This is a genomic window from Bifidobacterium sp. H6bp9 (assembly GCF_032193695.1).
Taxonomy (GTDB): Bacteria; Actinomycetota; Actinomycetes; order Actinomycetales; family Bifidobacteriaceae; genus Bombiscardovia; species Bombiscardovia kimbladii.
In genome coordinates this window covers 64,125-87,929 of sequence record NZ_JASTZY010000005.1, presented here as the reverse complement: position 1 = coordinate 87,929, position 23,805 = coordinate 64,125, and the positions used below count along the sequence as shown (strand labels likewise).

The window sequence follows — 23,805 nt, the reverse complement described above, 5'->3', positions numbered from 1 at the left end:
TCAGCGATAGATCAGTACGCTCTGGAATCGATGACCTTCTTGGCCTCGTCGGCGGTGAAGACCTTCGAATCAATGACGATGTTCTTCTTGACCTTCTTGCCGTCCAGGTAATCCTTGACGGTCTTGGCGGTCGTTTCGCCGAAGAGCGGGTTGTACTCGATCACCAGCGACAGATCGCCGTCGATCAGGGCCTTCAGAGCAGGCTTGGTGCCATCGATGGTGATGATCTTGACCTTGCCCTTAAGACCTGCGGCATCGACAGCCTGTGCAGCGCCCAGGCCCATTTCATCGTTCTGCGAGAAGATGAACTGGACATTCTGGCTCTTGTACTTGTCCAGCAGTCCGGCGGTGACGGTCTTGGCCTCGTCAGTGGACCAGTTGGCCGACTGGCTCTCCAGAACCTTGATGTTGCCACCGATCTTGGAATCCCAGCCCTTCTGGCGGTCCTTGACCACCGACAGGCCGGCAGGGCCCTCCAGAATCAGGCCATTGGCTCCATCGGGGAAGTTCTTGTTGACGAACTCTGCCGCCTGCTGCCCTGCCCACTCGTTGGAAGGTCCGATGTGGGAGGCGACCAGGCTTTCGTCCTTGGTCTGCACGTTGCGGTCGACCAGGAAGACCGGGATCTCGGCCTCCTTGGCCTTCTTCAGCGACTCGTCCCATCCGCTGTCCTCGGTGGAGGACAGGACGATGGCATCAACCTCGTCGTTGACGAACTTGTTGAAGGCCTGGATCTGCTTCTGCTGATCGTTGTTCTGGGTCGGCGAATAGATCATGTTGAATCCGGCATTCTTGAAGGCCTTCTTCAGATCGTTCTCGTTGGCCGTGCGGAAGCCGCCCTCAGGACCTACAGCAACGAATCCGATGGTCTTCTGCTTGTCGCCGCCCTTGCTGGAGCTGGATCCGGAAGAGCCGCAAGCTCCCATGGCCAAGACCGCAGCCGAGGCCGTGGCGATGGTCAGCGCCTTCTTCAGTACTGTATTCATTGTTCTCCTCCTTGAGTAGTCAGCATCGAAGCCACAGCATTATGATCATCGATGATGACATCCACGATTTTCAGTATCGTTTTTCCTCTTGCCGAGCTCAAGGCGCAGTGATAACAAATCGATAACAGTTCAACCACACCGACAGCCAAGCCGCAGCCGGTCCCACCCATCCCGGTGATTGTCACCTGCCGCTGGTAACCGTATCCACCTGGGAATCAATGATGTACCACATGCCCTCCAGGGCTCCGGAAAGGCAGTGAACGATGCCCGAACGGTCCAGGGCGATCAGGCTCTGCATCTGATTGACCTGCCCTGCAGCCAAGCCTGTGGTTCCGGCCGGCAAATGCTGGATCGTCTCCGGACCAGGGGCGATCTGGGAATGGCCGCCCGCATCCATGTCGCCATCCTTGTAGACCAGGGTGTCGTCGTTGTAGAAGGTCAAGGCCCTGATATCCCGATGTCGGGCGATGACCTGGATCTGGTCGCTCAAGCCCTTCGGCCGCTGATTCTCGCCTCGGACAATACCCAGCATGACCAGGGTGTTCATACCCTGCGAACCATCTTCGAGCACCAGGCATAGACGCTGCCCCTCAGGTGCCACAGTCAGGGCGACCACACGCCGCCCATGCAGCCAGGGCAGGGCGAATTCCAAGGCACCCGGCTTGCCTGCGTCGACCAGGATGGCGGAATCACTCTGCCTGACAGCCCAAACCTCATCGGTGAAACTGCCGGCTATGGCGGTAATGGGTGTGCCGGCAAACAGTTTTCCGCAGGATGAAGCATCGGGTTTCAGACAGGTCACCTGGCCCTGATCAGACAGCAGCGCACCGCCATTGGAGGAAAAGACCAGCCCCCTGGGCTCATGAAAGACGGGAGGCTGACCGACCCTGATCAGGTTCGAGGAGTTGAAACCTACCACCCCGCTGCTGCCCAGACTGTAGATGCGGTTGGAAGTCTGCCCTGAAGCTATGGTCAGGTCGTCATCCGCGTGGGAGTAGTCAATCCCTGACGCATCGACCACCCGCAGATCAAACTCGCCATTGCCGTCGCCCAAGAGCATCCGCATTTGATGGACCAGCATGGCCCTGTTTTCGCTGCTCAGGGAGGCGAAGGAGCTGCTGACCCTGATTTCCATGCGTCCCTTGACCTGCTGCACCGCATCGACTGCCAGGGAGACCTTGGCGGTGTTGAAGTTCGTCACGGAATCCCGCAGCCAGGCCGGAGGGCCCTTCAGCAGTTCCTTCAGGGCCAGGGTCCTCCAGTTTCGCCAGCCGAACCAGCGGTTGTCGGGAACAGGCACACCCTTGGCCAAGGGGAACTGATAGATGACGACCTGACGGTAGACCTGCATGAAATCATCCGAAGAGATCACTATCCCCGCCGGGGCCTTGCTGATCCGCCATTGGCCGCGCACTTTAGCGAGCTCAAACCGTTCGGTCCTGTACCCTGAGCCGCAGTCCTGCTCGGTGACGGAGAATATTCCATGGGCGTCCAAGGAGCCAATGCACTCGGTGGTCAGGTCAAGGGCAGTCCTCTTCCCGCTGCCCTCGTCATCCACGCGGTCATAGACAGGGGAACCCTTATAGATCGAGACGGATGCATTGAAATCCCATCCCGCAAAGGCCCGCTTGGTCATGTAGGACTTGGCGACAGCAAAGCCATCGCTTTGAATGCCGGTTGGCAGAGCCGCCAGGAAGCCCTTGACAATGCTCTCTGGCACGGCTCCGTCCACAGGACCCTCCGGGGAGGAGAAGACGCGATGCTGCTGATTCTCGATGGGACTGAGCTGACGGACCGACCCTGAGGTCGGCAGCCCGAATGGATTGGCGCAGCCTCCTGCGACCAGAGCAGCCACCATGGCCACACACAGCCCCAGCATCCGCACAGGGCGAAAGGCTCTTGGCCAGCGTGACGGTCTGAAAATGCTCATGATGCAGCCTCTTCGAAGAAGCCTTCCACGTCCAGACCATGGCCAGGCTGGAATCGGACCGGCGCACTCCCCTGATCCAGTTGCTCACAGACATCCCTGGGCAGGGTCAGCAGGAACCAGGTCCCCTGCCCAACCTGCGAGCGCACCTGGAGCAGGCCATGCATGAGGTTGGTATTGTCCAAGGCGATCGACAGCCCCAGACCTGTACCGCCCGTCAACCGAGACCGCGACGGATCGGCCCGCCAGAACCGTTCGAATATATGAGTCAGGTCTTCGGGCGCAATGCCGGTTCCCCAGTCGCGCACACTGAATACCACGGCCTGCTCCGAGACGGCCAGCCGCAGCTGCACCGGCCCGTCCTCGGCGAAATCGATGGCATTGTTGACCAGGTTGCGCAGAATCGAAGTGCAACGGCTGGCATCGACGGTGATCATCACCTTGTGGTCGGGAAGGAGCGCCTTTACGGGAACCCCCTTCGTCCTGGCTATCTGGGCGACCTGCTGGACCACGTTGCGGACCAGATCGCAGGCATCGCACAGGTCCGGATTCAGCGATGTCTGGCCAGCCTCGTACCTGGATATTTCGAGAAGATCCTCAAGCATGCTGGCGAAGCGCGACACCTGCTTGTCCAGCAATTCCACGGTCCTGCGCTTGCTGGGATCCAGGTCGTCCCGAGTCTTGAAGAGCAGGTCCGTGGCCATGCGGATGGTGGTGACCGGGGTCCGCAGCTCATGGCTGACGTCTGATACAAACCTGCGCTGGTAGGCTTCGGCCTCCTCCAGCTGACCGATCTTCTCATTGATGGAATCAGCCATCACGTTGAAGGAACGCTGCAGGGTGCCCAGCTCATCGGTCCGGTCCTCGGTGACCCGAACGTCCGACTCCCCTTGGGCCAATCCCTTGGCGGCACCTGCCACCTTGGTCACCGGACGGATGACTGAGTGAAGGGCCAGGAACACGATGATCCCCATCACAACGCTGGTCACCACGCTGACCGCAAGAAGGGCCATCTGCACGGAGAGCACGGAGCGCTGCTGGTCTGCGAAGGAGTAGATGGCATAGAACTCGATCCCTCCGGTAGTGGCCGGCCTCAGCATGGACCCCATGACGATGCCCGGGACCGGGTACTGACCCTTGTCGGCCGTGTTGATCATCTGCGAGTATGAGTGGTTGCCATTTGAGACGACGGCATTCCTGATTTCCGGGGTGATCAGGTCGCTGTCTCCCGGGGCAGTGGATACAGGGACGAACCTGCGGGCTGTGGAGTCATCCGGCCAGATGAAGACCCCAACCATGTTGGGCGCCCCCTCATTCTGAACGTTGGCTGCCATATTGACCACCAGTTTCTGATAGCTGCCCTCATCACCGGTGATGTCTGCGGAGTCAAGTCCTCCCTGAGCCCTGGTCAGCTCAGCGGCAAAGTCGGCCTGTGCCTGTCGCAGAACCTGGTTCAAGAGGGAGGTCCTTACCGAATACAGGGAGGCTGTCATGAAGACGACGCCGATCAGGAGTGCCGAAACCGTTGCCAGAAGGACCATTCGTATCTGCAGGGAGCTCCTGACTGCTCTGTAGAGCCTGCGCAGGAACATCCCGACTGCGGAAGACACCACCCTGTGCCTCGTGCGACTGCTCATGATCCTGGCTGCTCAGCCGCATACTTGTAACCGATGCCCCGAACAGTCTCGATGATTCTGGGATTTTCGGGATCGTCTTCGATCTTCTGCCTGAGACGCTGCACGTGGACGTTGACCAGACGGGTATCGCCCATATCCTGGTAATCCCAGACCTTCCGCAGCAGCTCTCCCCGGCTGAGCACCTCCCCGGGATGCGAGGCCAGCACGTAGAGCAGCTCGAACTCCGTGGGTGTCAAGGAAAGCTGCCTGCCCCGCTTGACCGCAGTGTGCTCCTGGCGGTTGATCTCTATCAGGCCATGGATGGCGGACGGTGACTCCTGCCCCTCCTGATCAGCCCGGACCGAGACCGGACGCAGACGTGCATGGATCCTGGCCAGGAGTTCATCGGTGCTGAAGGGTTTGACCACATAGTCATCGGCTCCAGCCTCCAGACCCTCGACGATGTTCCTGGTGTCGGATTTGGCCGTCAGCATGATGATGGGGACATTGGATCTGGACCTGATCCACCGGGCGATGCCAATCCCATCCATGCCGGGCAGCATGATGTCCAGCAGCACCAGATCAGGTTCCACCGTAGGGAATATCTCCACTGCCCTGGATCCATCCGTACAGGTCACCGGCCTGTAGGACTTCGTCTGCAGCACTATTGATAACATCTCGCCCAGATCCCTGTCATCGTCGACAATCAGTATCGTGGTCGGCTCTTTCACAAGAAGCCCTCCCTCGTTCTCAGCATGCCATTATGCTCACTTGCTTCTAAGCAGAACGATAGCAGGGTTGGTCGGGGCTGAACCCGCCGACGGATCTTGGCAGGAATTGGCAGGGTTGACCTATTTGATGCGACGGACCCGGCCATGCTCCACCATATAGGCCCGCCGCGCTAGATCGATCATGGGCAGATCGAAGGCCGAATCGGTGTAAAAGGCGTCAATGGCCGCCTTCTGGCCCAGGATCCGCTGAAAGTGCAGGGGCTTGTCAGGCCCGAAGTTGAGGTAGCCCACGGTCAGGGATTCCAAATCCAGGGTGGAGCCGATGCAGCGGGTGATGCCCAGTCGGCGGCAGGCCTCCCCCGCCACCAGATCGAAGGAGGCGGTCACCACCACATCGTCAGCCTGGGGGGTGTACCAATCCATGATCTTGTGCATGTTGGCATCCCAGAATTGGTTGACCAACCGGTCCATGTCAAAGCCGGGACGCGAGGTCAGGCGACGCAGGTAGCGCGAGCCCACCCGGCGCATGGCCGAGTCCAGCTGCTCGAGTGTGACCCGGCCCAGACGGTAGCGGACAGCATAGAAGAGGGCAATCGGCAGGTAGTGAAGCACCCTCGGATCCTTGCGGGCGGTGAACAGGTAGAAGTCAAGCAGACTCTCGCCATCGTAGATGGTGCCATCGAAGTCCAGTACCCGCATGCCAGTCCTTTCCAGATCTCAGCGCTAAAAAGTGAACATCTTAGCATACCGTGGAGCAATGACGGTGATAGTCCCCGACCTTGGCCGACCCTGCCTCGTCGGATGCTTAGCTCCAATTGGCCGCACAAGCAGGCAATTCACCTCGGTCCAGGAGCCGGATAAAGGCAGGAAAGCCCTGTATGGCCTGCCTGATCCATGTCCTGATTGTGGATCATCCCCATGGTGTCGACGGTATTGATATGATGAAAAATACGTCGTCCGTGCTGGGCCGAGGCTAGGGAGTTGCCGGAAATAGGCCTGGAAGGGGAACGGCGCAGAAGGGGTCCATGCGGTCATTGGGTTAACCATGCCCGCAGAACTCTTCGATCTTCCTTACCAGCTAGGGGGCAGCAGCGATGTTGAAGAAGAGCCACTACCACAACCTGAGCAGCTGTATAGCCGGAATCTACCGGCATGCACGCAACGATGCCAGCCGGTATACAGGCGACTCCACCTTACGAGGCACCCAGGGTGATCTGATCGTATACCTCTATGACCATCCAGGCCTCAGCCAGCGCCAGATAGCCCGGGACCTGTGCGTAGATCCCAGTCTGTTGGCCCGGGATCTGAAAGCCTTAAAAGCCCTGGGCCTGGTCAGCCGTGAACAGAACCCCGCCGATCACCGGGTCAATATCATCGCTCTGACCAGGTCAGGCGCAAGCATAGCGCGCAAGCGAATCAGATCGGTCAACAACTGGTGGATCGATCTGTTCAAACAGAATCCAGATATCGACCCTGAGACCTTGCAGAACGAGCTGCGCTGCGTCTACAACCGGCTCCTGGCCAACCAGCTCTGATCCCTCATACTGAAAAAGGGACCCGACCGAACCTGTCGCCGTCCTTGGACGGTTGGGTTTGTGTCAGGCCCCTGGCTTTTCAGGCTTTTTACGCCCTTATGCCGGACCGTATCAGCCCACCGAACGGCCGGAGGTCTCCCAGCCCATCAGGCCTACAACCAGCATGGAGGCCAGGGCAACCAGGCTGATGGTGACGAAGATCGAGGTGCTCCCCCATACGCTGAGCATGGCACCGATCAGCACGGGCATGAGCACATTGCAGAGCTTGGCAACGGCATTGGCAATGCCCACGCAACGGAAGCGGACCGTGGTCGGGAAGAGCTCGGGCGCATAGACGGCCACCACTGAAGACATGAGGACGTAGAGGCTGGCCATGAGCAGGATGCCCACCAGGATGGCCGTGACCTGGCTGGTCTGCGCGGCGTAGAGCATACCGAAAACCGCTGTCAGCAGGAAGGCGGTGACGATGATCCGCTTACGACCTATCCGGTCCAAGAGCAGGGATCCGATCAGGCAGCCCAGGGGGGCACCCAGCATCATCAGGGTGCTGATCCACAGGGATCCGCTCAGATTGATGCCCCGCTTGAGCAGGATGGTAGGCACCCAGGAGGTGAAGGCGTAGGAGCAGACATTGGTGGCCGAGACTGCCACAGTGGCCACAATCAGGCCGCGGACAATGCTGCCCGAAGCCTTGGCAGGTGCTTGAGTGCCTTCATCCTTCCCAACAAGAGCGGAGCCACTGGCAGAACCGGAGCCTGAATTACCCTGAGCGTTGTTGGCCTCCAGAAGCTCGACCACCTGGGTGGCCTCGTCTATCCGCCCGTGCTGGGCCAGCCATCGAGGGGACTCAGGGATGTCACGCCGCAGGTACCAGATCAACGCCGCTGCCAGACCAATGCCCACGAAGAGCGGCCGCCAGGACCAGCGCGGAATGATCCAGGCGCACAGGAGCATGGCCAGGGGCACTCCGGTGTTGGCCACCAGCGAGACGATGGCGCTCCAGCGGCCGCGATGCTTGATGGGAGCGAATTCGTTGACCATGGAGAATCCAGTGACGATTTCGGCGCCAAGACCCAGGCCGGCCCCCAGGCGGCAGACCGAGAGGACGGCCATGTTCGGGGCCAGAGCGCCCAGCAGGGTAAAGCCTCCGAAGAGCAGCAGGTTGATCTGATAGGCGGTCTTGCGCCCCCGCAGGTCTCCGATGAATCCGGCCAGCAGCGAGCCCACCAGGAGCCCCAGGAAACCAGCCGACAGGAAGAGGGAATTCTGGGCGACCGTGGACCACCCGGTGCTCAGTGCTGAACTGGCTACTGCGCTGCCCACATAGACATCGATGCTGTCCATGAGCATTCCCGCGGCCACCAGGGCCACGATCTTGTAAAAAGTAGCCGATTCACGAGCATTGTCTACTCGCCGGGTAATCTCGCGAACCGCCAGGTCGTCCTCGGCCACGCCGAGGCCCTTTGATTGTTCGGATATGTCTGCATTGTCAATGACCGCTGTCGACATCGTCACCCTCGCGCCCGTGCATGAGGCAGGCATGCCCCATGCGTCCATGCCAGACCTGCCGACGACGACAGGCTCCTTGTGGGAGCGTGGCGACCGTCAATATGGAAGGCCTGGACCCTGCGGCGTTTCGGTCATTGTGTGGCTGCTCAACGTCTATTGGGTGCCCAGTATAGGAGTCTGGACGGTCATTGCCCAGACCCGGCGTTTCCCCCCGGCCCGGCTGCCCTGTCCAGGATGGCCCTGATGGCCTCCAGTCGTGGACCCAGCTGACGCTCATAGCCACGATCATTGGGGTGGTAGTAGCGTCGCCCGACCAGTTCGTCGGGCATGTACTGCTGGGCCGCCACCGCATCCGGCGCATCGTGGGCATACTGGTAGCCCTCATGGTTGCCCCAGGCCTTCATCAGCTTGGTGGGGGCATTGCGCAGGTGCAGGGGAACCTGGCCGATATGCCCGGCGTCCACATCCTCCAGGGCCTGGTTGATGGCCAGGTAGGAGGCGTTGGACTTGGGCGCAGTGGCCACGGCGATGACTGCCTCGGCCAGGATCAGCCGGGCCTCCGGCATGCCCACCATGGCCACGGCCTGGGCAGCCGCGACCGTGATCTCCAGCACCTCCGGAGAGGCCATGCCCACCTCCTCGGCGGAGGCGATCATGATCCGTCGGGCGATGAAACGCGGGTCCTCGCCTGCCCGGATCATCCGAGCCAGGTAGTGCAGGGCCGCATCCACGTCGGAACCCCGCATGGACTTGATGAAGGCCGAGGCCACGTCATAGTGGTCGTCGCCCTTTTTGTCATAGCGGACGGCGGCCACGTCCATGACCGAGGAGACCACCTTGGCATTGATCAGGGGCCGACGCGCCCCCTTGGCACGAGGCCCGCCCTCGGTGACGGCCCCGGCCGCAGCCTCCAGAATGGTCAGAGCACGACGGGCGTCGCCCCCGGAAAAGCGCACGATCTGGTCCAGAGCCTCTGCATCCAGCCGCACCTGGTCCTTGAGCCCCCGCTGGTCCTTGACGGCCCTGCGGACCAGCTTGGCCAGGTCCTGGTCGTCCAGGGCCTCCAGCTTGACCACCACCGAGCGGGAAAGCAGGGGCGCAATGACCGAAAAGCTGGGATTCTCCGTGGTGGCTGCGATAAAAGTCACATCCCGGTTCTCCACGCTGGGCAGCAGGGCATCCTGCTGGGACTTGGAAAAGCGGTGGACCTCATCGATGAAGAGGACCGTCTCCTGGCCCTGGCTGACCAGCCGCTCCCGAGCCTGGGCGAGGACCTGCCGCACCTCCTTGACCCCCGAGGTGACGGCCGAAAGCTCCTCGAAATGCCGCCCGGACTGTCGGGCGACGATGTAGGCCAGGGTGGTCTTGCCCACCCCGGGAGGACCGAAAAGAATGACCGAGCTGGGAGCCGTCAGGCGGTTGTTCGGATCCGACCGGGCCAGCCGCTCCAAGGGGGTTCCAGGAGCCGTGACCTTGTCCTGGCCGACCACCTCGTCCAGGCTCCTGGGCCGCATCCTGACCGCCAGAGGCAGGGTGTGCTCCTCGGGGGGATCCGCCGCCTGGAAGAGATCATCAACCATCTGCAATACCTCATTCCTCGGGGCCCTATGGCTCCCCGCCTTCACCAGCATAGGCCTGCGCCTGCCACAAACAGCAAGACGAACGCGCTAGACTAGAAACCTATATGACCGTATCGCCCAGCGCGTAGTTGGGTCCCGGAAACCCGGTGTGTGTACAGTTTACTGGTCATCCGCCTGAACATCTTCAGGTAGGCCCATGGGCGGCAGCAAGGCCTGCGCCCTGAAACAACCGGGACCGGCACAGTAGGAGCAATAAGGAGAATCGCCAGTGATCGCCAAGCATGTTCGCCAGGGATGGACATCCGGTCCAGGCAGGTGGGCCATGGGCCTGCTTGCCCTGGTCCTGGGGCTCTCAGCCCTGATTGTCGCCCCCCTGGCCACGCCGGCGCAGGCGGCCCAGGACTCACCCGCCGCGCAGGCGGTCCACGGACGCACCTTCCGCGTCGCCACCGACACCACCTTTGCCCCCTTCGAATTCCGCGACTCCTCCGGCAAGCTGGTCGGCATCGATATGGATCTGATCCGCAAGATCGCCGACATCGAGGGGTTCTCGGTGCAGATCCAGTCCCTGGGCTTCAACGCCGCCCTGCAGGCCTTGAACTCCCAGCAGGCCGATGTGGTCATAGCCGGTATGACCATCACCGACCAGCGCAAGCAGGTCTACGACTTCACCGACCCCTATTTCGACTCCGGCGTGCAGATGGCCATCGCCAAGGACAACGACCAGATCCACAGCTACAAGGATCTGCAAGGCAGCGTGGTGGCCGTCAAGACGGGCAGCGAGGGCGAGGCCTTCGCCAAGCAGCGTGCGGCCCAGTACGGTTTCACGGTCAAGGCGGTGGACCAGTCCTCCACCATGTATGAGATGGTCAAGTCCGGCAATGCCCAGGCGGTCATCGACGACTACCCGGTCCTGGCCTACGGCATCGCCCAGGGCAACGGGCTGAAGACCGTGACCAAGAAGGAGCCTGGCGCCTCCTACGGGGCGGCCGTCCGCAAGGGCGAGAACAAGGAGTTCGTGGCCGCCTTCAACGAGGGTCTGGCCAGGATGAAGGCTGACGGCAGCTATAAGAAGCTGGTCGATTCCTACGTGGGCAGCGGCCAGTCCAGCAAGAGCGCCCCCGCCTCCAGGCCAGGATTCTTCGAGCTGGTCCGCCAGGCCTTCCCCTCCCTGATGCTGGGCCTGCGCAACACCCTGGCCATCACGGCCATATCCTTCGTCATCGCCCTGGCCATCGGCATCATCCTGGGACTGTGGCGGATCAGCCCCAACCGGATCCTGTCCTGGATCGCCCGGATCTACGTGGCGGTCTTCAGGGGCACACCCGTTCTGGTCTGGGCCTTCTTCTTCTACCTGGGCGTCCCCCAGCTGATCGGTCACCGCATCAGCATCTGGCTGGCCGGCGCGCTGACCCTGTCCCTGAACTCCGGAGCCTACCTGGTGGAGATCGTGCGCGGGGCCATCGAGTCGGTTGACGTCGGGCAGATGGAGGGGGCCCGCAGCCTGGGCCTGACACGTCGCATGGCCCTGCGTCGGGTCATCCTGCCCCAGGCCGTCAGATTCGCCACGCCCTCCATCATCAACCAGCTGGTCATCATGCTCAAGGACTCCTCCCTGCTGCTGGCCATCGGCTTCGGCGAGCTGCTCTACCAGGCCCAGCAGATCTACGCGGCCAACTTCCGCGTGACCGAGACCCTGTTCATGGTGGGCGTCATCTACTTCGTCGCCATCAGCGCCCTGACCTGGATGGCCAATATGCTCGATAGGAGGCTGCATCGATGAACTTCGAGGACCCGGACATGGACACCGGACGACTGACCCGTCGCATCCGCCAGAACCAAGGTCGCCTCAACCAGGGAACTTCCCAGGCGGCCGTATCCATCCGCGACCTGCATAAGCGCTACGGCGACACCGAGGTCCTCAAGGGGATCGACATGGAGGTCAAGCCGGGCGAGGTCATCTCCATCATCGGCCCCTCGGGCGCGGGCAAGTCCACCCTGCTGCGCTGCATCAACGCCCTGGAGATGCCCACTTCGGGGACCATCAGCGTCTATGGGATCGACATTTCCGATCCCAAGACCAACATCGACAAGCTGCGCGAGCACGTGGGCATGGTCTTCCAGCACTTCAACCTCTTCCCCAACATGAGCGTGGCCGACAACATCACGCTGGCCCCCCATATGCTGCACAAGACCCCCAAGGAGGATGCCCGGCAGCAGGCCCTGGAACTGCTGGAGACCGTAGGGCTTCAGGAGAAGGCGGACGCAAGGCCCACGGACCTGTCGGGCGGGCAGCAGCAGCGTGTGGCCATCGCCCGCGCACTGGCCATGCACCCGGACATCATGCTCTTCGACGAGGCCACCTCGGCCCTGGATCCGGAGATGGTGGGCGACGTGCTTGAAGTCATCCGCTCCCTGGCCGAGGGCGGCATGACCATGATTCTGGTCACCCACGAGATGGCCTTCGCCCGGGAGGTCTCCTCCAGGGTGATCTTCACCGATGCCGGGATCATCGAGGAGGAGGGCACGCCCGAGCAGATCTTCGGCCACCCACAGAGCCCTCGGCTGCAGTCCTTCCTCTCCAAGGTCCTGTAACGCCTCGGAGCTAGAGGTCCATCAGCTCCTCGATGGGACCCACCTGGTATTCCTTGAAGACCACCTGGCCGCTCTCCTGGGTGGCATCCAGGTCCACGATGCCGGCGATGCCCCAGTCGCGTTCGCCTTCCACATCGTCGAAGATCTGCTGGACCCGCCAGGTGTGCCCCTGAAGCTCGTCCCGGTCATCCAGACTAAAGAAGTCCGAGGACCGGGCCTGGGCATCGGTCAGGATCTGCTCATGGTCCTCATAGAGGTCATCCAGTGCATCGCTCCAGGCCCGCAGGCCGTAGCCCCAGTCTGCATCCAGGTCGGCCAGGGCCTCCGGCCGGTCGGCAGCCACCAGCTCCACCCGCTGGAACATGGCGTTGCGCACCAGCAGGGTCAGCCCACGCCGGTCAGCCACCACCTGGTCCTCCACCTTGGGCGGGGCGGCATCCAGGCCGCTTGCGACTTCGCCGTTTTCGGCCCTGCCTGCGGCCTCCCATTCATCCACCAGGCTGGAGTCCACCGAGCGCACAATCAGTCCCAGCCAGGCCAGGATGTCCTCCAGTCGCTCATCCATGAACTCTTCGGGGACCGTCCTGCTGAGCGCCCGGTAGGCATCGGACAGATAGCGCAGCAGGGTCCCCTCCGACCGGGATATTCCGTAGCGGGCGATGTAGCCGTTGAAGTCCGAGGCCGTCTCGATCATGTCCCGCAACACGGACTTGGGGTGGATCTCATAGTCGTTGGCCCAGGGAACGTCCCGACGGTAGCGGTCGAAGGCCTCCCCCAGCAGCTCCTCCAGGGGCTTGGGCCAGGTCACCTCCTGCAGGCGTTCCATCCGTTCCTCGTACTCCAGGCCATCCTCCTTCATCTGCTGGATGGCCGCGTCACGGGCCTGCCGCTGCTGGGCCTTGAGAATCTGCCGGGGATCCTCCAGGGTGGCCTCGACCATGGAGAGCAGGTTCATGTCGTAGTCAGGGTCCTCGGGATCCAGCAGCTCCAGGGCGGCCAGCAGGAAGGGCGAAAGGGGCTGGTCCAGGGCGAAGTCCTCGGGCAGATCCACGGTCGTGAAGTAGTCCAGGCCGCCGTCCGGGTTCCGTTCGGTCTCGATGACCCCGGTGTCGGTCAGAGTCTGGAAGATCTCGTAGGCCCGGTCCTGCAGATGCTCCTTCTGCTGCGGGGTCTGACGGGAGTCCTCGATCAGGTCCTCCACCCGCCTCCTGGCATCGCCGCCCTGGTCGACCTCGTTGAGGACCATGGCGTGGGAGATCTTCAGGTGCGGCGTCAGGGTCTCGGGACGGGCCTCGATCAGCTTGTCGAAGGTCCCCTTGCCCCAGGTGACGAACCCCTCCTGGGGCTTCTTGCGTTTGATCCGCTTGAGCTTCTTGGGGTCGTTGCCCGCCTTGGCCACGGCCCTGGCGTTCTCTATCTCGTATTCGGGGGCCTCGGCCACGACCAGCCCGCTGGTGTCGAAGCCCATGCGCCCGGCCCTGCCAGCAATCTGGTGGAATTCCCGGGCCCTCAGGCGACGCATCCTGTAGCCGTCGAACTTGGTCAGCCCGGTCAGCAGGACCGTGTGGATGGGCACGTTGATGCCGACCCCCAGGGTGTCCGTGCCGCAGATGACCGGCAGAAGGCCATCCTGGGCCAGCTGCTCCACCAGGCGCCGGTACCGGGGCAGCATGCCCGCATGGTGGACCCCGACCCCGGTGCGCAGCAGCCGCTGCAGAATCCTGCCGAAGGCCGTGGTGAAGCGGGTGCCGGCCATGGCCTCCTTGATCCGGTCCCGCTGGCCCCGGTCGGAGACCCCCGTGCTGGACAGGGCCTGGGCCGTCTCCAGGGCGGCATCCTGGGAGAAGTGAACAATGTAGACCGGCGAATCCCCATCGGCCAGCAAGGACTCCACAGTGTTGGGCAATGGGGTGTCCACATAACGGTAGTCCAGAGGCACCGGCCGAGGGGCATCGGCGACGATGTCCACACCCACCCCGGTTTTGCGTTCCAGGTCCACGGCGATCTGATCCACGTCGCCCAGGGTGGCAGACATGAGCAGGAACTGCACATCGGGCAGGGTCAGCAGAGGCACCTGCCAGGCCCAGCCTCGGTCCGGGTCCCCGTAATAGTGGAACTCATCCATGGCCACGCAGCCGATATCGGCATGGCGACCCTCCCTCAAGGCCTGGTTGGCCAGGATCTCGGCAGTGCAGCAGATGACCGGGGCATCCGTGTTGATATGGGTGTCGCCGGTGATCATGCCAACACGGTCGCGACCCAGAACCGAAACCAGGTCGAAGAACTTCTCGGAGACCAGGGCCTTGATGGGAGCCGTGTAATAGGAGCGCCGCCCTGTGCACAAGGCGATGAAATGCATGGCCAGGGCCACCATGGACTTGCCCGAGCCGGTCGGGGTCGACAGGATCACATGGTCGCCTGAAACCAGGGAGAGGACGGCCTCCTCCTGGTGCGGCCAGGGGGTGATGCCCCGGGAAGCCACCCAGGAGAAGAAGCGGTCGTAAATCTGATCCTCGGTCAGGTTGCGGGGGCCTCCCGCCTCGGGGACCAGGTCGCCCAGGGAGGGAGGCTGGTCGGTTGAGGCGGTTGAGGAATCAGCATGTTCTTGGACCATGTCCACCAGTCTATCCGGCCAGGCACACAAGTCCGGCCGGAGACTGGCTTGGAATCATGGGAGCTGAGGACCGGTCAGCCCTGGTCTTTGCCCTCCTGCTTCTTGCCCTCGTCCTTCTGATCGCCGTCGGAGCGGCCGCCACGTCCAGGCTTGAGGAAGTCCGGAATCTCCAGACTCGCCTTGTGCGGATCGACCAGCGTGTCGGGCTGGGTCCTGTCATAGCCCTGGATGTAACGGGTCTTCCTCCAGTGCTTGATGGAGGCGTTGGATCCACGGTGATGTGCATGATACTGCAGCGGCGCGCCGCCGTACCGGTCCTCGTCCACCTCCTTGGCCACGGCTATCTGGTTGACATTGGAGGGATCCATGATGGCCACGGGCGCGGCAGGCTCCACGAAGTCGGCGGGGGCGGCAGTGCGCTCCTGCATCTTCTTGGGCAGCCAGCGGGCGAAGTGGGACAGCAGGAAGCAGACGAAGAAGTAGACCACCGAGGCCACCACCAGGGTCTGCAGGATGTTGAAGTACATGGAACCCAGACGACGGGACTCCTGCAGCAGATCCGTGTACATGATGATGGAGCCCAGAGCCGTGTCCTTGAGGACCACGACCAGCTGGGTAACAGCCGCCGGCAGCATGGCGTAGACGGCCTGGGGAACCTCGATCTGCATCAGCGACTGGGTCCTGGTCAGCCCCAGGGCCAGGGAGGCCTCGCGCTGGCCGTTGGGCAGGTTGCCCACGCCCGAACGAATCAGCTCAGCCACCACGGAGCCGTTGTAGAGGATCAGGCCCAGCACGACGGCCCAGTAGGAGGCCTGGCTGATTCCGGCAAAGGCGAACCAGCGCCAGAAGAAGATCATCATCATCAACACCGGAACAGCCCGGCAGAACTCCACTATGATGCCTGAGACTGCCCTGACCAACCCGTTGGGCAGCAGACGGCCGATGCCGAAGACGAATCCGAAGATGACCGAGCCTATCACTGCCACGACCGAGGCCTTGATGGTCAGCCAGAGCCCGGGCAGGTAGAAGTCGGACCAGGCTTCGTAGTCCAGGGCCGGGCGCCAGAGCTCCCAACTCAGCTGGTTCTCGCCGTCCGGAGGGTTGTGCAGCCTCATCAGCACCAGGATGACCACGATGGCGAAGATGACGGCGGCTATCCAGTTGACGATTCGTATGGTGCGCCGGCCCTTGGGACCGGGCTGATCGAAGAGCAGCGAGCTCTCATTGTCCTGTGCCATGGCCGCTCACCTCCTTACTGCCAGCTTGTTGGACAGGTACGTGGTCAGCGCCCCGATAGGCAGAACCAGGATCACGTATCCCAGGGCGAAGATCAGGAAGATGGCCACAATGGCGTTGGCGTGGAACTCGATCATCTCGCTCATCAGGGAGGAGCTCTCGGAAGCCACGGAAGCGGCTGCAGCCACGGTGGAGTTCTTCAGCAGGGCGATGAAGGTGTTGCCCAGGGGCGCCACCGACCCGCGGAAGGCCTGAGGCAGAATGATCTGCGAGGCCGACTGGAAGAAGCTCAGCCCCAAGGCACGGGCCGCCTCGGCCTGGCCCAGGGGCACCGTGTTGATGCCCGAGCGCAGGGACTCGCAGACGAAGGCCGCCGTATACAGGGACAGGCCCGTCACCGCCAGCCAGAAGAAGTTGACGGAGAATTCCGGCGAGAAGCTGATCTTGAGCTGGGCGAAGGCCCCCAGGACCATGAAGACCATGATGATGGTCAAAGGCATGTTCTGGAAGAACTCCACATACCCTCGGCCGACGGCGCGCAGGGAGGAGATGGGCGAGATGCGCATGATCACCAGGATGATGCCCAGAATCAGCGAGAAGAGGGCCGACCAGAGGGTCAGCTGGATGTTGACCCAGAAGGCCGCCGGGATGTCGTAGTCGGAAAACAGTTCGATGATGGTTGACATCTCACTCTCCTTCCGTGGGCTTGGGCGGATTGAACCGCGGGTCGGGTTTGTAGTGGGTGCCCCGGGTGTTGTTCTCCAGCGCCCGCTGCCAGGAGCCGTTGGCCTCCATGTCGGCCAGGGCCGCATTGATCTTGTGGGCCAGCTTGGTATTGCCCTTCTTGATGCCCACGCCGTAGTACTCCTGGGTGAAGGGCTTGCCCACCAGCCGCAGTCTTCCCCGGGAGGCGGAGGCCAGGCCGGCCAGGATGATGTCGTCGGTGGTGACCGCATCGACGATGCCGGAGAAGAGGGCGGTGGCGCATTCGGCGTAGCCGGGCTGCTCCATCAGCTGGACCTCCTTGGCAAACTTTTTCTTGACGGTGACGGCCGAGGTGGACCCGGTCACCGAGCACAGACGCTTGCCGTTGAGGTCCTCGGGGCCGCGGATATGGTGGTCCTCCTTGCGCACCAGCAGGTCCTGGCCGGCCACGATGTAGGGTCCGGCGAAGGAGACGGCCCGCTTGCGCTCATCCGTTATGGAGTATGAGGCCAGGATCATGTCCACGTCGCCGTTCTGGAGCATGGCCTCCCGTTGCTTGGAGGGGGCCTCCTTCCAGACGATGTCGTCGGCGCTGTAGCCCAGCTTGTCGGCGATATAGGTGGCCACGTCCACGTCGAAGCCCACATAGGTCCCGGCCTTCTTGAAGCCCAGACCGGGCTGGTCGAACTTGATGCCCACCCGGATCTTGCCTGCCTCCTTGTCGGAGCCGCAGGCCGCCAGGGAGACCAGGCAACCCAGAGCGCACAGGATCGCGGTCAGATTCCTGGCCAGCCGTTTCAGCGGCCGGCCCATGCCATGCATGCTTGCATTCATGCGGATATGCTTCCCTCCTGCTTCAGTGGGTCAGAATCTTGGACAGGAAGTCGGCGGCCCGCTGGGTCTTGGGGTGGTCGAAGAAGTCGTCGGGGTCATCCTTTTCCAGGATCCGCCCATCGGCCATGAAGACGATATGGTCGGCCGCCTGACGGGCAAAGCCCATCTCATGGGTCACGCAGATCATGGTCATGCCCTCCTGGGCCAGCTGGATCATGACATCCAGCACCTCGTTGACCATCTCCGGGTCCAGGGCTGATGTGGGCTCGTCGAAGAGCATGATCTTGGGCTGCATGGCCAGGGCGCGGGCGATGGCCACACGCTGCTGCTGCCCGCCGGAGAGCTGGGAGGGCATCTTGGAGGCTTGGGATTCCACGCCCACCCGGGCCAAGAGGTCCATGGCCAGGTCCTCCGCATCCTTCTTGGGCATGTGGCGCACCTTGATGGGCGCCAGGGTCATGTTCTCCAGGATGGTCTTGTTGGCGAACAGGTTGAAGGACTGGAAGACCATGCCTACCTCGGCCCTGAGCCGAGCCAGGTCGCGTCCCTCCTGGGGCAGGGGCTCCCCCTCGATCCTGATAACGCCGGAGTCGATGGACTCCAGGCGGTTGATGGTCCGGCACATGGTGGACTTGCCGGAGCCTGAGGGCCCGACCACCACCAGCACCTCGCCGGTGTCGACCTGCAGGTTGATGTCCTTGAGGACGTGCAGGCTGCCAAAATGCTTCTCGACGTGGGCCAGCTCGACCAGCGGCCCGGACTTGTCCTTGACGGGGCGATCCGAGGCCGGTTTCTCCGGCAGAATCCGCTCCGACGGATGTTTGGTTGTTTCGCTCATATTGGGCAGTTTACTCATCCTTTGTTGCAGAACGGCCATAGAAACGGTTCTTCGGTCAAGCCGAGGCAAGGGCAAAGCCCGGCCCGATCGGTCCGCAGTGCATAACAAGGCATACACAATAAGGGCCGGAACCCCGCAGGATTCCAGCCCTTTGAAGACTCTCGCCGATCAGCGGCGGGATGCGCTCAGTCGGCATCCTCCTCATCCGGCTCCCAGTCCACGCCGGTCTCGGCGCGTTGCTGGTCGGAGATGGGGGCCGGAGCCCCGGTCATGGGATCCTGGCCGCCGCCGGACTTGGGGAAGGCGATGACGTCGCGGATGGAATCCGCCCCCGTCAGGATCTGTGCGGTCCTGTCCCAGCCGAAGGCGATGCCCGCGTGGGGCGGAGCGCCGTACTTGAAGGCATCCAGCAGGAAGCCGAACTTCTCCTGGGCCTCCTCGGGGCCGATGCCCAGCACCTTGAAGATCCGGTCCTGGATGTCGTCACGGTGGATACGCACCGAGCCGCCGCCCATCTCCTCGCCGTTGCAGACGATGTCGTAGGAGTCGCTCATGGCGTGCTCGGGATCCTCGTCGAAACGGTCGATCCAGTCGGCCGAGGGCATGGTGAAGGGGTGGTGCATGGAGGTCCACTTGGAATGGCCCACGGCCACATCGTCGTCATCCGGGTCGTCGGTGGGCTTGAAGAGCGGGAAGTCCACCACCCAGGTCAGGGCGAACTCGTCGGGCTTGAGCAGCCCCTGGCGGCGGGCGATCTCCACACGGGCCGCACCCAGCAGGGTCTGCGAGGCCTCGCGGGGTCCGGCTGCAAAGAAGACGGCATCCCCGTCCGAGGCGCCCACAGCCTCCTTGAGGCCCTGGCGCTCGGCATCAGACAGGTTCTTGGCCACGGGACCCTTGAGGGTGCCATCGCCGGTGAACTGGACATAGGCCAGACCCTTGGCACCCCGCTGGCGGGCCCACTCCTGCCAGGCATCGAACTGCCTGCGGGGCAGGTTGGCAGCACCCTGGTAGACCACGGCGCCCACGTAGGGAGCCTGGAATACACGGAAGGGGGTGTCCTTGAAGTAGTCGGTCAGCTCGACGATGGGGTTGCCGAAGCGCAGGTCAGGCTTGTCGGAGCCGTACTTGTCCATAGCCTCCTGCCAGCTGATCCTGGGAATGGGCAGGGTGACCTCGAATCCTGCAGCCTTCCAGACCTCGGCGATGACCTGCTCGGCCATGGCCATGACGTCCTCCTGGGAGGCGAAGCTCATCTCGATGTCCAGCTGGGTGAACTCGGGCTGCCTGTCGGCACGGAAGTCCTCGTCGCGGTAGCAGCGGGCGATCTGGTAGTAACGCTCGAAGCCGCCCACCATCAGCAGCTGCTTGAGCAGCTGTGGGGACTGCGGCAGGGCGTACCAGGATCCGGGCACCAGACGGGCCGGCACCAGGAAGTCGCGGGCACCCTCGGGGGTGGACTTGATCAGGGTCGGCGTCTCGATCTCGCAGAAGTCCATCTTGTCCAAGGCGGCACGGGCGGCACGGTTCATGGCGGCCCTCAGACGGATGTTGCGCTGCATGGAGGGGCGGCGCAGGTCCAGATAACGGTAGCGCAGCCGCACATCCTCGCCGGGCAGCTTGTTCTCGGCCTCGTTCTCCAGGGCCGTGGACACCTGGAAGGGCAGGGCGGCCGACTTGGCCAGAACCTCGATCTTGTCGGCCACGATCTCGATGTGCCCGGTGGACAGATGCTCGTTGTCGTTGCCCTCGGGGCGTTCGCGGACCTTGCCGGTGACCTGGATCACGTACTCGCTGCGCAGGGGCCGGGCCTCTTCCTCGTCATAGATGACGATCTGCACCAGACCGGAACGGTCACGCAGGTCGATGAAGGCCACGCCTCCGTGATCCCGGCGGCGATCCACCCACCCGGCCACCGTCACCTGGCGACCGACCATATCCTGCGTGACATCCGTGGCGTAGCTCGTTCTGTAAGCCGACTGGCCCATGCTTTCCTGTACCTCCATAATGCTCGGCCTGCCCCTGCGTCAGGCCTGGTATTCCACACTCTGCCGGGCATACAGGCTATCCGGCGTCCACGACACCAGGTCAGCCGGAATCTGTTCGCCGGTGATGATGTTCTTGACCTGGTCGCCCTCCTGCTGGCCCTCCTTGGCGGGGAACCAGACATAGGGGATGCCCAGGCGGTCGGCATAGCGGATCTGCTTGCCGATCTTGGCCGCGGTGGGAGCCACGTCGGCGGCGATCCCCCTGTCACGCAGGTCCTGGGCGATGTGGTTGCTGGCGGTGCGGTCCTCCTCGTCCCAGACAGCGACCATGACCGCAGCCGGGGAGACCCTTGAGGCCTGGACCCCCTGGGCCAGCAGGTAGGAGAGCAGGCGTGAAAGCCCGATGGACAGCCCCACACCCGGGTAGGTGCGGTTGCCCTGGCTGGCCAGGTTGTCATAGCGGCCTCCAGAGCAGATGGACCCCAGGGACTGCGCCCCCTCCAGGAAGGTCTCGTAGACCGAGCCGGTGTAGTAGTCCAGCCCGCGGGCGATCTTCAGGTCGGCGATGACCGAGCCAGGCCGGATGCGGGCGGCCTCGTCGATGATCATGGCCAGCGTCTCCAGCCCCTCGATGGCCAGGGCATATGAAGAAGACCCCTTATCGATGCCAACCTTGTCGACCAGGGCGTCGAAGCGCTGGCGCAGCTGCTGGCCATCGTCGGCGGTCAGCTCAGCCAGATCCAGGCAGGCCCTGGCCTGGTCCTCATTGGCGCCGCACTCGCTGACCAGCAGGCTGGCCACCTCATCGGGACCGATCTTGTCCAGCTTGTCGATTTCGCGCAGAACGCCCTCGACATCCTCCAGGCCCAGACCCCGGTAGAACCCCTCGGAAAGCTTGCGGTTGTTGGCGTGCACGGTGGGCTTGGGCAGGCCGAAGGCCCGCAGCTCCTCCAGGGCGCTCAGCATGACCAGGGGGACCTCGACCTCGTAGTGGTCGGGCAGTTCCCCGTTGCCGATCACATCTATATCGGCCTGGACGAACTCCCTGAACCGTCCCTCCTGGGGGCGCTCCCCACGCCAGACCTTCTGGATCTGCCAGCGCTTGAAGGGGAAGGTCAGATCGTTGCTGTGCTCCACCACGTAGCGGCTCAGCGGCACGGTCAGGTCAAAATGCAGGCCCAGCCGGCGCTCCACCGGCACATCCTTTTCCTGCCCCAGGTCCTGAAGACGGGAAAGCAGGTAGATCTCCTTGCTGGTCTCCCCCTTCTTGAGCAGGCTGGATCCCTCTTCTACGGCCCTGGTCTCAATGCCGATGTAGCCGTTCAATTCGAAGACCTTGCGGAGCGTGTCGGTGATGCGCTGCTCCACTACTCGTTGTGAAGGAAGCCATTCAGGGAAACCGGATAGAGATGTGCCTTTTGCCATAAGAACCTATACTATAGGAGGTCAAGGAAAATGGTATTGCCATATTTTGCGATCTCTCCAACACACAAGCCTAAGGAGCTGGCCATGGCCGACAACACCGCCATTACACCCGAGAACACCTCGACACCGCAGAAGGACCACACCGTGGATGCGGCGGGCCAGGTCGCCGCTGCGCCGGCACCCGAAGCCGGACAGGGACAGGCAGCCGCCGAGCAAACTGCTCCCGCAGAGGATGCTCCGACCCAGAGCGCACCGGCACCGGCTGTGCCCAAGCCCAAGGCAGTCCCCTCCCCTGCGGCTCTGGCCCACAAGGCCCCTCGCGTCAAGGCCGCTCCAGCCGCTCCCTCATACAGCCAGGAAGAGATCGACAAGGCCGAAGCCTTCGGCCGGGTGGACGAGCAGGGCAACGTATTCGTCCGCGAGGGCGATCAGGAGCGCCAGGTAGGTCAGTTCCCCAACGCAGACACAAAGGAGGCCCTGAACCTCTATGCCCGCCGATACCTGGACCTCAAGGAGAAGCTGAACCTCTTTGCCTCCAGGCTGCGCAGCCCCAAGATCAAGGCCCACGAGATCGACGAGTCCCTCACCTCGCTCAAAGAGGAGACCAAGCAGCCCGAGGCCGTCGGCGACCTCGCCGCCCTCCGCACACAGCTGGATCAGCTGGCTGAACAAGGGCAGGCGCGCAAGGCCGAGCTGGCGCAGGCCCGCAAGGATGCCATGGCCAAGGCCATCAAGGAGCGGACTGCCATCGTGGAGAAGGCCGAAGATCTGGCCGCATCCCTGGGCGACTCCACCAACTGGCGGTCCACAGCGGACAAGTTCCGTTCCCTCTTCGAGCAGTGGCAGCATCACCAGCGCACGACCATCCGCATCGACAAGGCCGACGCGGACGCGCTCTGGAAGCGCTTCTCGTCTGCCCGCACCACCTTCAACCAGGCCCGCCGCAAGTGGGCCCAGCAGCGTGATGCCCAGCGGTCCGAGACCAAGCGGATCAAGGAGGAGATCATCGCCGAGGCCGACCAGATCAAGGACTCCACCGACTGGGGGCCCACCTCCCACCAGTTCAACGAGCTCATGGACCGTTGGAAGCAGGCCGGACGGGCAGGACGCCAGGATGACGACGCCCTCTGGGCTCGGTTCCGCCAGGCCGCGGATGTCTTCTTCAACGCCCGCCAGGCAGACCGGGACAAGACCTCGGTCAACGAGCGCGAAAATCTGACCAAGAAGGAGGCCCTGGTGGCCAAGGCCGAGGCTCTGCTGCCCGTCAAGGACACCAAGGCCGCCAAGCAGGCCCGGCAGGAGCTGGCCAAGATCCAGGAGGAATGGGACGGCATCGGCTTCGTCCCCCGTGACGACGTGCGCCGGATCGAGGGCAGGATGGATGCCGTGGACCGGCAGATCAAGGCCGTGGAGGATGCGGCCTGGAACCAGTCCGACCCCGAGGCCGATGCCCGAGTCTCCAGCTTCGAGCAGCAGCTGGCCGCCCAGCTTGAGAACCTGGACCGTCGGATCGCCGCCGAGCAGGATCCAGCCAAGAAGCAGGAACTGGAGGCCGAGAAGGCCACCAAGGAACAGTGGATGAACGCCGTGCGCTGATCGCATCTGTTTCCGTCAGGGCCCCCGGCCTGGTCATTGACCACCGGGGGTCCTTCTGCAACCACCGTTGACAGCCGTCTTTCAGACTGT

Annotated in this window: 18 protein-coding genes; 4 read left to right on the top strand and 14 right to left on the bottom strand. The window is 63.0% G+C overall.

All coding sequences use genetic code 11. The features are described 5' to 3' along the window. Nucleotides 1–11: 11 nt before the first annotated feature. From QRX40_RS07245 to QRX40_RS07225, 5 genes are all read right to left on the bottom strand, one after another. Entirely contained in the window at nt 12–986 is a 975-nt protein-coding gene (locus QRX40_RS07245) for an ABC transporter substrate-binding protein (RefSeq protein WP_045924190.1), read from the bottom strand. Nucleotides 987–1,167: 181 nt separating this feature from the next. Then, a complete protein-coding gene (locus tag QRX40_RS07240) occupies nt 1,168–2,916 on the bottom strand; it encodes an LpqB family beta-propeller domain-containing protein (RefSeq protein ID WP_313837358.1) in 1,749 nt (582 codons plus the stop codon). Next, a complete protein-coding gene (gene mtrB, locus QRX40_RS07235; RefSeq protein ID WP_313837357.1) occupies nt 2,913–4,550 on the bottom strand; it encodes an MtrAB system histidine kinase MtrB in 1,638 nt (545 codons plus the stop codon). The genes QRX40_RS07240 and mtrB overlap by 4 nt, the downstream gene beginning before the upstream one ends. Beyond that, nucleotides 4,547–5,206, bottom strand: a complete 660-nt coding sequence (locus QRX40_RS07230; protein WP_396184510.1) for a winged helix-turn-helix domain-containing protein — start codon at nt 5,204–5,206, stop codon at nt 4,547–4,549. The genes mtrB and QRX40_RS07230 overlap by 4 nt, the downstream gene beginning before the upstream one ends. A 174-nt stretch (nt 5,207–5,380) precedes the next feature. After that, nucleotides 5,381–5,959, bottom strand: coding sequence for a haloacid dehalogenase-like hydrolase (locus QRX40_RS07225; RefSeq protein WP_313837355.1), 579 nt, complete (start codon nt 5,957–5,959; stop codon nt 5,381–5,383). A 395-nt stretch (nt 5,960–6,354) separates the two neighbouring features. Here QRX40_RS07225 and QRX40_RS07220 point away from each other — a divergent pair, with 395 nt between their 5' ends. After that, nucleotides 6,355–6,795 (top strand): MarR family transcriptional regulator, encoded by a 441-nt coding sequence (locus tag QRX40_RS07220; protein WP_313837354.1) that lies wholly within the window; start codon nt 6,355–6,357, stop codon nt 6,793–6,795. A 111-nt stretch (nt 6,796–6,906) separates the two neighbouring features. On the opposite strand, the gene QRX40_RS07215 is transcribed toward QRX40_RS07220, so the two are convergent. Then, nucleotides 6,907–8,304, bottom strand: coding sequence for an MFS transporter (locus tag QRX40_RS07215; protein ID WP_156147908.1), 1,398 nt, complete (start codon nt 8,302–8,304; stop codon nt 6,907–6,909). 185 nt (nt 8,305–8,489) lie between these two features. Next, a complete protein-coding gene (locus QRX40_RS07210) occupies nt 8,490–9,884 on the bottom strand; it encodes a replication-associated recombination protein A (RefSeq protein ID WP_313837352.1) in 1,395 nt (464 codons plus the stop codon). 268 nt (nt 9,885–10,152) lie between these two features. On the opposite strand from QRX40_RS07210, the gene QRX40_RS07205 reads away from it, so the two are divergent. Further along, on the top strand, nt 10,153–11,667 hold the full coding sequence (locus tag QRX40_RS07205) for an amino acid ABC transporter substrate-binding protein/permease (RefSeq protein WP_313837350.1): 1,515 nt from the start codon (nt 10,153–10,155) through the stop codon (nt 11,665–11,667). Next, a complete protein-coding gene (locus tag QRX40_RS07200; protein WP_313837348.1) occupies nt 11,664–12,479 on the top strand; it encodes an amino acid ABC transporter ATP-binding protein in 816 nt (271 codons plus the stop codon). Before QRX40_RS07205 ends, QRX40_RS07200 begins: the two co-directional genes overlap by 4 nt. A 10-nt stretch (nt 12,480–12,489) precedes the next feature. Here QRX40_RS07200 and QRX40_RS07195 read toward each other — a convergent pair whose 3' ends face one another. From QRX40_RS07195 to hisS, 7 genes are all read right to left on the bottom strand, one after another. After that, nucleotides 12,490–15,093, bottom strand: coding sequence for a DUF3516 domain-containing protein (locus QRX40_RS07195; RefSeq protein ID WP_313837346.1), 2,604 nt, complete (start codon nt 15,091–15,093; stop codon nt 12,490–12,492). Nucleotides 15,094–15,167: 74 nt separating this feature from the next. Continuing rightward, nucleotides 15,168–16,331, bottom strand: a complete 1,164-nt coding sequence (locus tag QRX40_RS07190) for an amino acid ABC transporter permease (RefSeq protein WP_313837344.1) — start codon at nt 16,329–16,331, stop codon at nt 15,168–15,170. A 6-nt stretch (nt 16,332–16,337) separates the two neighbouring features. Then, entirely contained in the window at nt 16,338–17,015 is a 678-nt protein-coding gene (locus QRX40_RS07185) for an amino acid ABC transporter permease (protein WP_024627819.1), read from the bottom strand. Nucleotide 17,016: 1 nt separating this feature from the next. Continuing rightward, entirely contained in the window at nt 17,017–17,847 is an 831-nt protein-coding gene (locus tag QRX40_RS07180; protein ID WP_180335391.1) for a glutamate ABC transporter substrate-binding protein, read from the bottom strand. A gap of 43 nt (nt 17,848–17,890) precedes the next feature. Next, nucleotides 17,891–18,706, bottom strand: coding sequence for an amino acid ABC transporter ATP-binding protein (locus QRX40_RS07175; RefSeq protein WP_284143466.1), 816 nt, complete (start codon nt 18,704–18,706; stop codon nt 17,891–17,893). Between the two features lie 185 nt (nt 18,707–18,891). After that, nucleotides 18,892–20,694, bottom strand: a complete 1,803-nt coding sequence (gene aspS / locus QRX40_RS07170; RefSeq protein WP_313837341.1) for an aspartate--tRNA ligase — start codon at nt 20,692–20,694, stop codon at nt 18,892–18,894. A 39-nt stretch (nt 20,695–20,733) separates the two neighbouring features. Further along, the gene (gene hisS / locus QRX40_RS07165; RefSeq protein ID WP_313837339.1) at nt 20,734–22,119 is read right to left on the bottom strand and encodes a histidine--tRNA ligase; all 1,386 of its coding nucleotides are present in this window, start codon (nt 22,117–22,119) and stop codon (nt 20,734–20,736) included. A gap of 84 nt (nt 22,120–22,203) precedes the next feature. Between hisS and QRX40_RS07160 the strand changes: the two genes are divergently transcribed. Next, entirely contained in the window at nt 22,204–23,715 is a 1,512-nt protein-coding gene (locus QRX40_RS07160) for a DUF349 domain-containing protein (protein WP_313837337.1), read from the top strand. Nucleotides 23,716–23,805 lie beyond the last annotated feature (90 nt).

Excerpts from the sequence above, each read along its gene's own strand:
- QRX40_RS07175 (WP_284143466.1), bottom strand. The coding sequence starts at position 18,706 with ATGAGCGAAACAACCAAACATCCGTCGGAGCGGATTCTGCCGGAGAAA.
- QRX40_RS07245 (WP_045924190.1), bottom strand. The coding sequence starts at position 986 with ATGAATACAGTACTGAAGAAGGCGCTGACCATCGCCACGGCCTCGGCT.
- hisS (WP_313837339.1), bottom strand. The coding sequence starts at position 22,119 with ATGGCAAAAGGCACATCTCTATCCGGTTTCCCTGAATGGCTTCCTTCA.
- QRX40_RS07190 (WP_313837344.1), bottom strand. The coding sequence starts at position 16,331 with ATGGCACAGGACAATGAGAGCTCGCTGCTCTTCGATCAGCCCGGTCCC.
- mtrB (WP_313837357.1), bottom strand. The coding sequence starts at position 4,550 with ATGAGCAGTCGCACGAGGCACAGGGTGGTGTCTTCCGCAGTCGGGATG.
- QRX40_RS07230 (WP_396184510.1), bottom strand. The coding sequence starts at position 5,206 with ATGTTATCAATAGTGCTGCAGACGAAGTCCTACAGGCCGGTGACCTGT.
- QRX40_RS07160 (WP_313837337.1), top strand. The coding sequence starts at position 22,204 with ATGGCCGACAACACCGCCATTACACCCGAGAACACCTCGACACCGCAG.
- QRX40_RS07195 (WP_313837346.1), bottom strand. The coding sequence starts at position 15,093 with ATGGTCCAAGAACATGCTGATTCCTCAACCGCCTCAACCGACCAGCCT.
- QRX40_RS07210 (WP_313837352.1), bottom strand. The coding sequence starts at position 9,884 with ATGGTTGATGATCTCTTCCAGGCGGCGGATCCCCCCGAGGAGCACACC.
- QRX40_RS07225 (WP_313837355.1), bottom strand. The coding sequence starts at position 5,959 with ATGCGGGTACTGGACTTCGATGGCACCATCTACGATGGCGAGAGTCTG.
- QRX40_RS07180 (WP_180335391.1), bottom strand. The coding sequence starts at position 17,847 with ATGGGCCGGCCGCTGAAACGGCTGGCCAGGAATCTGACCGCGATCCTG.
- QRX40_RS07240 (WP_313837358.1), bottom strand. The coding sequence starts at position 2,916 with ATGAGCATTTTCAGACCGTCACGCTGGCCAAGAGCCTTTCGCCCTGTG.
- QRX40_RS07215 (WP_156147908.1), bottom strand. The coding sequence starts at position 8,304 with ATGTCGACAGCGGTCATTGACAATGCAGACATATCCGAACAATCAAAG.
- QRX40_RS07185 (WP_024627819.1), bottom strand. The coding sequence starts at position 17,015 with ATGTCAACCATCATCGAACTGTTTTCCGACTACGACATCCCGGCGGCC.
- QRX40_RS07200 (WP_313837348.1), top strand. The coding sequence starts at position 11,664 with ATGAACTTCGAGGACCCGGACATGGACACCGGACGACTGACCCGTCGC.
- aspS (WP_313837341.1), bottom strand. The coding sequence starts at position 20,694 with ATGGGCCAGTCGGCTTACAGAACGAGCTACGCCACGGATGTCACGCAG.
- QRX40_RS07220 (WP_313837354.1), top strand. The coding sequence starts at position 6,355 with ATGTTGAAGAAGAGCCACTACCACAACCTGAGCAGCTGTATAGCCGGA.